The sequence below is a fragment of the Xanthomonas sp. LMG 12459 genome (assembly GCF_009192905.1).
Lineage (GTDB): Bacteria > Pseudomonadota > Gammaproteobacteria > Xanthomonadales > Xanthomonadaceae > Xanthomonas_A > Xanthomonas_A sontii.
Genome location: NZ_NSGT01000007.1, coordinates 1 through 12,372, shown reverse-complemented (window position 1 = coordinate 12,372; position 12,372 = coordinate 1). Strand labels below are relative to the sequence as shown.

The 12,372-nt window shown below is 68.7% G+C and carries 9 protein-coding genes; 3 read left to right on the top strand and 6 right to left on the bottom strand.

Annotated elements, in window-relative coordinates; all coding sequences use genetic code 11:
* The coding region (locus CEK65_RS02290; protein WP_152180635.1) for a KamA family radical SAM protein at positions 1-772 on the top strand (772 nt) is incomplete at its 5' end.
* A 60-nt stretch (positions 773-832) separates the two neighbouring features.
* On the opposite strand, the gene CEK65_RS02285 is transcribed toward CEK65_RS02290, so the two are convergent.
* The 3 genes from CEK65_RS02285 to CEK65_RS02275 form a co-directional block, all read right to left on the bottom strand.
* Positions 833-2,977 (bottom strand): EAL domain-containing protein, encoded by a 2,145-nt coding sequence (locus CEK65_RS02285; protein WP_152180634.1) that lies wholly within the window; start codon positions 2,975-2,977, stop codon positions 833-835.
* Positions 2,974-3,864 (bottom strand): phosphate/phosphite/phosphonate ABC transporter substrate-binding protein, encoded by an 891-nt coding sequence (locus tag CEK65_RS02280; protein ID WP_026144016.1) that lies wholly within the window; start codon positions 3,862-3,864, stop codon positions 2,974-2,976. The genes CEK65_RS02285 and CEK65_RS02280 overlap by 4 nt, the downstream gene beginning before the upstream one ends.
* A gap of 178 nt (positions 3,865-4,042) precedes the next feature.
* The gene (locus CEK65_RS02275; protein WP_017914286.1) at positions 4,043-4,801 is read right to left on the bottom strand and encodes an RNA methyltransferase; all 759 of its coding nucleotides are present in this window, start codon (positions 4,799-4,801) and stop codon (positions 4,043-4,045) included.
* Positions 4,802-4,919: 118 nt separating this feature from the next.
* Between CEK65_RS02275 and CEK65_RS02270 the strand changes: the two genes are divergently transcribed.
* Positions 4,920-5,747 carry an inositol monophosphatase family protein gene (locus CEK65_RS02270; protein WP_026144017.1) on the top strand — a complete coding sequence of 276 codons (828 nt, stop codon included), beginning with the start codon at positions 4,920-4,922 and terminating at the stop codon, positions 5,745-5,747.
* Positions 5,748-6,228: 481 nt separating this feature from the next.
* Complete coding sequence (locus CEK65_RS02265; RefSeq protein WP_152180633.1) at positions 6,229-8,376, top strand: methyl-accepting chemotaxis protein; 2,148 nt, start codon at positions 6,229-6,231, stop codon at positions 8,374-8,376.
* 237 nt (positions 8,377-8,613) lie between these two features.
* Here the strand turns inward: CEK65_RS02265 and secF are convergent, their stop codons facing one another.
* The 3 genes from secF to yajC all read right to left on the bottom strand — a co-directional run bounded on the left by secF (position 8,614) and on the right by yajC (position 11,898).
* Positions 8,614-9,579: a protein translocase subunit SecF gene (gene secF / locus CEK65_RS02260; RefSeq protein ID WP_017910687.1), complete on the bottom strand. Its 966-nt coding sequence runs from the start codon at positions 9,577-9,579 to the stop codon at positions 8,614-8,616.
* 73 nt (positions 9,580-9,652) lie between these two features.
* Positions 9,653-11,497 carry a protein translocase subunit SecD gene (gene secD, locus CEK65_RS02255; RefSeq protein ID WP_152180632.1) on the bottom strand — a complete coding sequence of 615 codons (1,845 nt, stop codon included), beginning with the start codon at positions 11,495-11,497 and terminating at the stop codon, positions 9,653-9,655.
* A 56-nt stretch (positions 11,498-11,553) separates the two neighbouring features.
* On the bottom strand, positions 11,554-11,898 hold the full coding sequence (gene yajC, locus CEK65_RS02250; protein WP_017910689.1) for a preprotein translocase subunit YajC: 345 nt from the start codon (positions 11,896-11,898) through the stop codon (positions 11,554-11,556).
* Between the last annotated feature and the right edge of the window lie 474 nt (positions 11,899-12,372).

Genomic DNA, 12,372 nt, shown 5'->3' with positions numbered 1-12,372 from the left:
GCAGCGCGTGGTCGCCGGCTTCGCCCTCGATGCGGTCGGCGACACCGCAGCCAAGAAGGCCGACGGGGTGATCCACAAATACCGCGGCCGCGCCCTGCTGGTGGCCACCGGCAGTTGCGCGGTGCACTGCCGCTACTGCTTCCGCCGGCACTTTCCCTATGCCGACGAGACCGCCGCGCGCGATGGCTGGCGCACGGCGGTGGCGGCGATCGCGGCCGACCCCAGCATCGAGGAAGTGATCCTGTCCGGCGGCGATCCGCTGTCGCTGGCCACGCCGAAGCTGGCCGAACTCACCGAGGCGCTGGCGACGCTGCCGCAACTCAAGCGCCTGCGCATCCACAGCCGCCTGCCGGTGGTGCTGCCCGAGCGCGTCGATGCGCCGTTGCTGGCCTGGCTGCGCACGCTGCCGTGGCCGCTGGCGTTCGTGATCCACGCCAACCACGCCAACGAATTCGATGCCGGCGTCGATGCCGCGCTGGCGCGCCTGCGCGAGGCCGGCGCGCACCTGCTCAACCAGGCGGTGTTGCTGCGCGGGGTCAACGACAGCGTGGAGGCGCTGGCCGCGCTGAGCGAGCGCAGCTTCGCCGCTGGCGTGCTGCCCTACTACCTGCACCAGCTGGACCGGGTGCAGGGCGTGGCCCATTTCGAAGTGGACGATGCCACCGCGCTGGCGCTGCACCAGGGGCTGGCCGCGCGCCTGTCCGGTTATCTCGTGCCAAAGCTGGTACGCGAGATCGCCGGCGATACCGGCAAGCGCCCGCTGCTGCCCTGACCCGCCTGGCCGGGACCGCCGCAAGCACAGCGCACGCCGGCCACGACGCCGCAGCGGCGATCACACGCTGGCGGGCGGTGCGTCCTCGTTGGCGAGCAGCTGACGAAATTCCTCCGCGCTGAGCGGACGGCTGAGCCAGAAGCCCTGCCCCAGTTCGCAGCCGCGCTCGCGCAGCAGCTCGAACTGGGTCTCCTGCTCGATGCCTTCGGCGACTACGGTGATGTCCAGCGAATGCGCCATGGCGATGATCGCCGTGGTCAGCGCCAGGTCGTCCGGGTCGCGCTGCAGGTCGGCGACGAAACTCTTGTCGATCTTGACCCCGTCCACCGGCACCTGGCGCAGATGGCTCAGGCCGGAGAAGCCGGTACCGAAGTCGTCCAGCCAGACCTTGACGCCGGTGCGATGCAGCCGCGCCAGCATGCTCGCCGCCTGCAGCTCGTCGCCGATCACCGCGGTCTCGGTCAGCTCCAGATGCAATTGCGCCGCCGGCAGCCCGGACTCGCGCAGGCATTCGGCCACCACTTCGGGCAGATCGCCGCTGCGCAACTGCCGCGGCGAGACGTTGACCGAGACGAACAGGTCGGCACTGCCGTCGGCGCGCCGCCACTGGGTGGCCTCGCTGCAGGCCGCGCGCAGCACCTTGGGGCCGATGCTTTCGATCAGCCCGCTCTGCTCGGCCACGTCGATGAACACCGTCGGCGAGATCGTGCCCATCGCCGGATGCTGCCAGCGCAGCAGCACCTCGACGCCGACCATGCGCCGGTCCTGGGTGCGGAAGATCGGCTGGTAGGCCAGCTTGAGTTCGTCGCGCTCCCAGGCGCCGCGCAGCTCGTGCTCCATGTGCACGCGCCGCTCCACCGCATAGTCCATCGCGCGGCTGTAGAAGCGGTGGCAGTTCTTGCCGGCCAGCTTGGCCTGGTACATGGCGATGTCGCCGTTCTTCAGCAGCGCCGAGGCGTCCTCGGCATCGCCCGGGTAGACAGTGATGCCGATCGAGGTACCCATGAACACCTCGCGGCCCTGGATCCGCAGCGGCTCGCGCAGCTCCTGCACCAGCCGCTGCGCCAGCGCGGTGGCGACCTTGGCCGCCTGCGCATCCTCCACCAGGATCACGAACTCGTCGCCGCCGAAACGCGCCAGCAGCGCATCGTCGCCGCCCAGTTGCTCCACCGCCAGCTGGATGCGCCGCGCGAACTGCAGCAGCGCCTCGTCGCCGGCCTCGTGACCCAGGGTGTCGTTGATCCGCTTGAAATCGTCGATGTCGGCGAACAGCAGCGCCAGCCTGCGCTGCGAGGCGCGCGCCGACAGCATGCGATGGTCCAGCGCCTCGCGGAACGCGAGCCGGTTGGTCAGCCCGGTCAACGCATCGGTGTAGGCCATGTGGCGCACGTCGCGGTCGTGCCGGGCGATCGCCTCGCTCATCCGCCCGAACGCGCGCAGCAGTTCGCTGACCTCGTCGTGGCGGCCGCTGTCGCGGCGCTCCACCGCATAGTTGCCGGCCTCGATCTGGCGTGCGGTCGCCGCCATCCAGCGCAACGGCGCCACCAGCGTGCGCTGCACGTAGACCGCCACCATCGCCGCGGTCAGGCCCAGGGCGGCCAGCAACAGCAGCAACCAGCCGAGATGGCGCTTGCCCAGTGCGCCCAGGCGCTGGTCCAGATTCTGCCCGGCCTTGCGCTCGTACTCCTGCGCGCGTGTCCAGGACATGCCGACCCGCACCCCGCCCACGCGCTGGTCGCCGATCATGATCGGCATCGACACGTCGAGGAACTCCGGCGACTCCTGCGCCAGCAGGCCTTTGGCGCGGATCGCGGCGTCGGCCATCGGCCCGCGCATGCGCTGCCCGTAGCCCACCAGGTCCTTGCTGCCGTCGTGGATCAGCCGCCCGTCGGCGTCGTAGACCAGCACGTAGGCCACCGCCACATAGCCCAGCGCCCCACGCACCTGCGTGCCGATCGCATCCAGGTCGGAGTAGTACACCGGGTTGGCCAGCGAATCGGCCAGTTGCCGCGCCAGCGATTCGCCGCGGGTGCGCATGCTGCTGTCGAACAGGCTGTGGATGGCGTTGCCGCTGAGCGTGCGCACCTCGCGCTGCATCGCCGCCTGGCGCTCCAGCAGCAGGGCCAGGATCGCCATGACCAGCAGCGCAGCCACGCCCATGGCCAGCAGGAACCTGGCCTGCAACCCGAAACGCATGGTCTTCATTCCACTTCCAGCCTCACCCGCGCCACGCCGTCGCGCAGGGCATCCAGGCGTTTCTGCGACGCCGGATCGATCGGGTAGAAACCGGAAGTCCCGAAGAACTGGCGCAGCGCCGCGCGCCCCTGCGGATCGTCGGCGGCGTGCAGCAGCACCTCGCGCAGGCGCGTCTCCACGTCCGTGGGCAGATCGCTGCGCACCATCTCCACCGCGCGCGGATACGGTTCGCTGCGGTAGATCACCCGGAAGTCGCGGCGGAACGCGGGGGGAATGCGGCGATCGTCGTCCCAGTCGAGATTGCTGAACGCCCCGGCATCCACCAGATGCTTGTGCACGAAGGCGGCGATGTTGAGTTCCGAGCGCGCGAACACGTAACCGACCGTTTCCGCCGAGGGCTGGTCCTTGGTCGAGAGCAGGATCTCCGGATGCAGGCCGCGCTCGAACAGCGTCATCATCGGCACCAGGTAGGCGCTGGTGGACAGCGTGCTCTGCAGCGCCAGCGTGCGCCCCCGCAGATCCGACAGGTCGTGCACCGGCGCGTCCTTGCGCACGAAGAATACGGTGTGGTACTGACGCACGCCGTTGCGCTCGGTCAGCAGCAGCGGCTTGGCGCCACCGCGCTGTTCCAGCGCCATCGCGGTGGCAGCGGTCTCGGTGACCCAGTCGACCCGGCCGCGACGCAGGTAACTGCTCATCTGCTGGCTGTCGCGGGCCATCAGGATCTGCCCGGAGGTGATGCCGACCTCGCGCATGCGCGGCACCACGTAGTCCAGCAGCGGCTTGAGTTGCTCGTAATGGGCCTTGGGATTGTCGCTGATGCGCCCCAGCACCAGGACCGAGGGCCGCGCGTGCACGGACGCGGGCCAGCAGATCGCCAGCGCCAGCCACACCACGACCACCCGCCAACGCGAACTGGACAAACCACGATCCCCAAGTAGACCTTGCAAAGCCTAGCCGAAAGCGCATGCCGGTGACAGCGTCACAGAATGGCGCCTGCCGCGCATGCAGTCCGCCCTGGGCGCACGCGTCGGCGCGCGCGCCGCGATGGAGGCCTTCGCGCCTTGCCTGGTCTCAGTTTCCGGCCTGCCCGGCGAGTCGCGCCATGCGCTGCGCATCGGACAGCACGCCGCGCAGCAGGCGCACTTCCTGCTCGGTCAGCTCGGTGCGCAGGAACAGCCGGCGCAACTTGCGCATCGCCGAATCCGGGGCGCGGCCCTTGTGGAAGTCGATATCGTCCAGGGTCTCGGCCAACTGCCCGAACAGCCCTTCCACCTGTGCGTGGCTGGCCGGTGCCTCGCGAAACCCCGGTGCCGGCGCCGGCGCGGGGGCGGCGCCGCGCAGCTGCGCCAGGCGCAGTTCGTAGGCCAGCACCTGCACCGCCGCGGCCAGATTGAGCGAGCTGAACGCCGGATCGGAGGGAATGTGCACGGCCGCATGGCACAGCTGCAGTTCCTCGTTGGTCAGGCCGGTGCGCTCGCGCCCGAACACCAGCGCCACCTCCGCCGGTTCGGCGCTGGTCGCGGTCAGGCGCTGCGCAGCATCGGCCGGCAGCAACTCCTCCAGCGACACGCGGCGGCTGCGCGCGGTGCAACCCAGCACCAACCGGCAATCGGCCACTGCGTCGGCCAGCGCCGGCAGCACCGGCGCCTGCTGCAACAGATCCTCGGCCCCGGCAGAACGCCGGTAGGCCTCGGTCTCCAGCTCGCATTCCGGCGCCACCAGCACCAGCCGCGACAGCCCCATGGTCTTCATCGCGCGCGCCGCCGCGCCGATGTTGCCGGGGTGCTGGGTCCCGACCAGGACGAAGCGGATACGGAGGGAATCGGTCATGGCGGCACGGCAGGCGAAGCGAACGGGGGCGTAGATGGTAAACTGTGCGGCCGGCCTTGGCGCCGGACTGCTCTTTTCCTCCTCCAGACCCACCTCCGCCTTCTCGGGAGCGCTTGCCATGCAAAAACCCGCCGTCACCGTCATGGTCAAGGCCGCCCGCCTCGCCGGCAACGTGCTGTTGCGCCACATCAACCGCCTGGAAGCACTGAACGTGGTGCAGAAGGACCGCATGGACTACGCCAGCGAAGTCGATGCCGATGCGGAAAAGGTGATCGTCAAGGAGCTGCGCCGCGCCTACCCCGACTACGGCGTGATGGGCGAGGAAAGCGGCGTGCAGGGCGGAGGCCGCTACATGTGGGTGATCGACCCGCTCGACGGCACCAGCAACTACCTGCGCGGCTTCCCGCACTACTGCGTGTCGATCGCCCTGGTCGAGAACGGCGAGCCGGTCGACGCGGTGATCTTCGACCCGCTCCGCAACGAACTGTTCACCGCCAGCCGCGGCAACGGCGCCGTGCTCAACGACCGCCGCATCCGTGTCAGCGAGCGCAAGGAACTCAACGGCGCCATGGTCCACACCGGCTTCGCGCCGCGCGAGCGCAAGCGCACCAGCCCCCAGCTCAAGTGCGTGGATGCGCTGCTGGTGCAGGCCGAGGACATCCGTCGCACCGGTTCGGCGGCACTGGATCTGGCCTATGTGGCCTGCGGCCGCAGCGACGCCTACTTCGAAGCCGGCGTGAAGGCCTGGGACATCGCCGCCGGCGTGCTGCTGGTGCGCGAGGCCGGTGGCCGCGTCACCGATTTCAAGGGCGGCACCCTCGGCCGCATCGACGACCGCGGCCCGCAGCAGTTCCAGGTGGTCGCCGGCAACCTCAAGGTCGGCGACGCGCTGCAGAAGCTGATCGTCAATACCGGCTTCGCCGGGGAGTTCGACGCGAAGTTCTGAGCGAGGCGACCGGCGCTACGCCGGCGCAGCGACACCGCAACAACAGAAAAGCCGCGCACTCGCGCGGCTTTTTTTATGTCCGTCATCCGCCGATCGGACCGGCGCACACCTCCGCACAGGTCCTTTCGCAGCATCCGCCTGGCCTCGCGCAGACGAGTCGCCATCCAGGAAATCCCGTCGAACGCAGAACGCACGGGCCGTTTTGCCGTCACGTCGCACTCACGCATTGGACGCTGCGCGCTTCACTCCTGCTTGATCGGCGCTTGCGTAGAAAACGGCACACGACGCGCTACGTGCAGGCAAAACGGCATGTGCGATGCGCCCGACGCAATCGGCGAACGCAGCCCTAAAGATCCACAAAACGCGGCCGATACCGATGCGGGTCTTTGCCCGAACTTCCCCGCTGATCCGTTCCTGCATTGCCGTCCCTGCGGCAATGGAGCCGATAGCGCCGCTCTCTCGCATCTTCCGGAGATCTCGCGTGTCCTTCCATCATCTCACCGTCACCAAGCGCCTGGCAATCGGCTTCTGCGGCGTGATCGCCATGTTGTTGCTGGTCGGCATCACCAGCCTGATCGGCTTCCGCAAGTTCACCAGCGCGGCAGCGCTGGACGCGCACACCTACAAGGTCATCACCCTCGGCGACCGCATGCTGGTGAGCCTGCTCAACATCGAGAGCGGCGCGCGCGGCTTCGCCCTGACCCGCGATCCGTCCTACCTGGCGCCACTCGAACTCGGCGAACGCGAGTTCAGCGCACAGTGGCAGGAGTCCAAGCAGCTGACCGCGGACAACGCGGCGCAGCAGGCGCGCCTGCAGACCCTGATGCAGGACTACACGCAGTTCATGGCGACCAAGCGCAAGGCGGTGGAACACATGCGCACCACCGCGGCCGACAGCGACGACGCCCAGCTGGACGCGTTCCGGAGCGTCGGCAAGCAGCAGATGGACGGGCTGCGCGACACGATCGGTCAGTACGAGAACGCCGAACGCGCCCTGCTGCAGGTGCGCAAGGCCGAGAGCGAGGCGCGCGCGCAGTCGGGCGAATGGACCAGCCTCGGCGGCATGCTGATCGGTATCGTCGCCGCCATCCTGCTCGGCCTGCTGGTCCGCAACAGCCTGATGCGCCAGCTCGGCGGCGAGCCCGCCTACGCAGCCGACGTGGTGCGCCGCATCGCCAGCGGCGACCTGTCGCAGGACGTGCGCCTGCGCACCCAGGCGCCGTCGCTGCTCAACGACATGCGGCAGATGCAGGAGGAACTGCGCACCGTGATCCAGGCGCAGACCGAGATGGCCAAGCAGCATGACGCCGGCCGGATCAGCTTCCGCATGGACGAGGCACGCTTCCCGGGCGACTACGGGCGCATGGTCCGCGACACCAATGCCCTGGTGCACAGCCATATCTCGGTCAAGCAGCAGCTGATCGCGCTGATGGGCGAGTATGCCGAAGGCGATCTGAGCCGCGACCTGGAGCAGTTCCCGGGCGAGAAGGCGATCCTGACCGAGACCATGGCCAAGGTGAAGCGCAATCTCGGCGCGATCAACGACGAGATCGACCTGCTGGTGCGCGCCGCCGCGCAGGGCGACTTCTCCCGCCGCGGCAATGATCAGCGTTTCCGTCACGCCTTCCGCGGCATGGTCGCCAACCTCAACACGATGATGAAGGGCACCGAGACCAATCTGGCGGCGCTGTCGCAGCTGTTGCGCGCGATCGCCGCCGGCGACCTGACCCAGACCATGCAGGGCGAGTTCCACGGCGTGTTCGCGCGGATGCGCGACGACGCCAACGCCACCGTCGCGCAACTGACCGACATGGTCGGCCGCATCCAGCAGGCCGCGGCCAGCATCGACACCGCCGCCGGCGAGATCGCCAGCGGCAACGACGACCTGTCGCGCCGCACCGAGCAGCAGGCCGCCAGCCTGGAGGAAACCGCCGCATCGATGGAGGAGCTGACCGCCACGGTGAAGCAGAACGCCGAGCATGCGCGCCAGGCCAACCAGCTGGCCGCCGGAGCGGCCTCCGTGGCCTCGCAGGGCGGCACGGTGGTCGGACAGGTCGTCACCACCATGGACGGCATCGAGGCGGCCTCGAAGAAGATCGCCGACATCATCGGCGTGATCGACGGCATCGCCTTCCAGACCAACATCCTGGCACTCAATGCCGCGGTGGAAGCGGCACGCGCCGGCGAGCAGGGCCGCGGTTTCGCCGTGGTCGCCAGCGAGGTCCGCACCCTCGCCCAGCGCTCGGCCAGCGCGGCCAAGGAGATCAAGACACTGATCGACGACTCGGTCGAGCGCGTGAGCGCAGGTTCGGCGCTGGTCGCCCAGGCCGGCACGACGATGCAGGACATCGTGGCCTCGGTGCAGCGCGTGACCGACATCATGGGCGAGATCGCCGCCGCCTCGCAGGAGCAGTCGGCCGGCATCGAGCAGGTCAACCACACCGTCACCCAGATGGACGAGACCACCCAGCAGAACGCCGCCCTGGTCGAGGAAGCCACTGCCGCGGCACGCGCGATGGAGCAGCAGGCCGGCGACCTGGTGGAGATCGTCGGCCAGTTCCAGGTGCGCAGCGAGACCTATCCGATGGTGGCGCAACTGGTGGCCCGCGCCACCGCCAACGCGGCGTAGCGCGGACGCCCTGCGCGGTACGCACGCCACGGAGGGGATGGGGCCGACATTGACGGCCCCATCCCACGCACGGCAACCCGGCCGACGTTGCGCTGCACCCACCCGACGCCCCCAGCGTCCGCGCAAAGAAAAAGCCGCGCATCCGCGCGGCTTTTTTGTTCGCAGGAGGGACTGTTTCAGGCCCAGGAAATCACGCCTTTGCGAATCCCCACTCCCGAATCCCCAATCCCAGCCCCATCAGGGCCTGCGCGCCAGCGCCTCGACGTCCTTGGACTTCGGCAGCAGGTCCTGCTTGGTGACCTGGAACGGCCCGATCGACAGCAGCGGCACCGCCACGATCACCGAGGACACCACCACCACCACCGCACCGATCATGTGGGTCAGCGCCAGGCCTTCCATCGACTCGCCGCCGTACAGGTACAGCGCCAGTGCCGACAGGAAGAACATCACCGCGGTGATCACCGTACGCGACAGGGTCTGGTTGATCGACCGGTTCAGCACCTCGATCGGCTCCACGCGCAGGCTGCGGAAGTTCTCGCGCACGCGGTCGAACACCACGATGATGTCGTTGATCGCAAAGCCCATCACCGACAGCAGGCCGGCCAGCACGGTCAGGTCGAACTCGCGGCCGGTGACCGACACGTAGGCCACCGTCACCAACAGGTCGAACAGCGCGGTCAGGCTGGCCACCACCGCGAACTTCCACTCGAAGCGGAAGGCGATGTAGATCAGGAAGCCGACCAGCATGAACACCGTGGCGTAGACGCCGTTCAAGGCCAGGTCCTTGCCGACCTGCGGGCCGACGAACTCGCCCGGCTTGACCGTGGCCGGGTTTTGCGGCGTGCTCACCGCCTTGCGCACCTGCTCGGCGAGGTTCTTGGTGATGTCCTCGTTGTTGTGCTCGCCCTGCGGCTGCAGGCGGATCACCACCTCGTTGCCGCTGCCGACGTTCTGCACCTGCGCATTCTCGAAACCGGCCTTGGCCAGTTGCTCGCGCACCTGGTCCACGTCGACCGGCTTCTGGAAGCTGGTCTGCACCAGCGCGCCGCCGGTGAACTCCAACGCGTAGTTGAAGCCCTTGGCGAAGATCACCGCGAACGAGGCCAGCGCCAGCACCAGCATCAGCACCAGGGTCGGGTGCCGCCAGCGCATGAAGTCGATCTTGGTGTCGTTGGGAATCAGGTGAAGCGGGAAGATTTTCATTGGAGACCGCTCTGCGTTTTTTTGGACCCCGCGCCTGCCGGCGCGGGGACGTGCGGAAGGTGGCGTGCGTGGCTCAGATGGCCACGGACTTGATCTTCTTGCGACGGCCGTAGATCAGCACCGCCAGCGCGCGCGACACGGTGATCGCGGTGAACATCGAGGCGAAGATGCCGATGATCATGGTCAGCGCGAAGCCCTTCAGCGGGCCGGTACCGAACGCGTACAGCGCCACGCCGACGATCAGGCCGGTGAGGTTGGCGTCGAGGATGGTGCCGCCGGCCTTCTCGTAACCGGCCGCGATCGCCGACTTGGGCGGTACGCCCAGCCGCAGTTCTTCGCGGATACGCTCGTTGATCAGCACGTTGGCGTCCACCGACAAACCCACCGACAGCGCCAGGCCGGCGAAGCCCGGCAGGGTCATGGTGGCGCCGAACAGCGACATCACCGAGACCACGATCAGCAGGTTCATCAGCAGCGCGACCGAGGTGATCAGGCCGAACATGCGGTAGTACACGCTGAAGAACACCAGGGTGAACAGGAACGCGTAGACCACCGCGGTGATGCCGCGCTCGACGTTCTCCGCGCCCAGGCTGGGGCCGATCACGTATTCCTCGACGAAGTCCATCGGTGCGGCCAGCGAACCGGCGCGCAGCAGCTTGGCCAGGTTCTCGGCCTCGGTCTTCTCCAGGCCGGTGGTCTGGAAGTTCTTGCCGAACACGCCGGCGATCCGGGTCGGCGCCAGCGCCTCCTCGTTGACGCGCACGCTGCGCACTTCCTTGCCGTCGACCATGGTCACGGTGGGGATGCGCTCGATGTAGACCACCGACATCAGCTTGCCGGTGTTGGCGCTGGTGTAGTCGAACATGCGCTGGCCGGCGGCGTTGTTGAGCGTGACCGCCACGGCCGGCATGCCGTTCTGGTCGGTGCTGACGGTGGCGTTGACCATCTGGTCGCCGGACACCAGCACGCGCTTGCTCAGCAGCACCGGGGCGCCGCTGTCGCGCAGGCGGTAGACCTTGGCGTCGGGCGGGATGTTGCCGCTGCGCACCGCGTCCTCGGCGTTGCCGTCGACCACGCCGCGGAATTCCAGCGTGGCGGTGGCGCCGATCATGCGCTTGGCCTCGGCGGTGTCCTGCACGCCCGGCAGCTCGACCACGATGCGGTCGTCGCCCTGGCGCTGGATAATCGGCTCGGCCACGCCCAGCTGGTTGACGCGGTTGCGCAGGGTGGTCAGGTTCTGCTCGATGGCGCCGGCGGCGATCTGCTTCAACTCGGCCTCGGGCACGGTCACGGCGATGGTCTGCCCGGACACGGCGTAGCTCAGGGTCGGCTGCGCCTTGGCGATGGCCGCGCGCGCGGCGCTGGCATCGACGCCCTCGCCCAGGCTGACCTGGATGCTGTTGTCGGGACGGCGCTCGACCGAGCGGTAGGCCAGGCGGCTGTCGCGCAACGTGGTGCGGATGTCCTCGGCGAAGGTGTCCAGGCGCTTTTCCAGCGCCGCCTTCTGGTCCACCTGCAGCGCGAAGTGCACGCCGCCGACCAGGTCAAGACCCAGCACCATCGGCTTGCCGCCCAGGCGCGACAGCCAGTCCGGCACGGTCGAGGCCAGGTTCAGCGCCACCGTGTAGTTCTCGCCCACCTGCTGGCGCAGCACGTCGTTGGCACGGGTCTGCGCCTGCAGGTTCGGCAGGCGCACCATCAGGCTGTCGCCTTCCTTGTCGACCAGCTTCGGGGTGATCCCGGCCGTCTTCAGGTCGGCGAGGACCCGCTCGCGCAGGGCGTCGTCGATCTTGCCGCCGCGGCTGGCGGTGATCTGGACCGACGGATCCTTCTGGTACACGTTGGGCAGCGCGTACAACGCGCTCAACGCCAGCACGATCAGGATGAGGACATACTTCCAGCGCGGAAACTCGAGCATTGCGGGACCCCGCACGACGCCACGCCGGCGTCGCGCCTAGCAGTAGGAGAAATGGATCAGGCGGACTTCAGCGTGCCCTTCGGCAGGACATTGCCGACGGCGCCCTTCTGCACGCGGATGCGCACGTTGTCGGCCACTTCGATGGTGATGAAGTTGTCGCCGATGTCGGTGACCACGCCGGCCACGCCGCCGGAGGTGATGACCTCGTCGCCGCGGCCGAGCTTGTCCAGCATCGACTTGTGTTCCTTCTGGCGCTTCATCTGCGGCCGGATCATCACGAAATACATCACCGCGATCAGGATGATGGGCAGCAGGAACATCTGCAGGCCACCACCGGCCGGGGCGGCGCCGCCAGCGGTCTGCGCCTGGGCGACGGGAATCAGGAAATCGAGCGGATTCATCGGGTACGTCCTATGGTTTGGGCAGCCCGACGCCCTGGGGCACGGACCGCTGGTTTGCCTTGCGGCAGCAAGCAGCCGCCGATTATGCCACGATCTTCCCCTTGCCCCCGGAACGGCCGCCGCGCCCCTCCCTTCTCCCTGCGGGACCCGCGTCCCCCTTCTCGGGGGAAGGTGCCGCGCAGCGGCGGATGAGGGTACGGGCGAAGCCTCGTATCCTTTCGACTGCACGAGGCTGCGCCCGGACCCTCACCCCCGACCACTCCCGAACAACACGAGGCTGCGCCCGGACCCCCCCCCCCCCCCCCCCCCCCGGGGGGGGGGGGGTTTCCCGGGTCCCGTTGGGGGGGGGGGGGCGTCATTCCCCCGGCCGGCCAGTAGGAACCGCCGGCGTGGACCAAGGGGTTCGCCGGGGGCGGCGCCGGGCGGCAGGGCGCCCCGCTTCTGCGGGCTACGCGAGGTGGGAAGGGGAGCCCG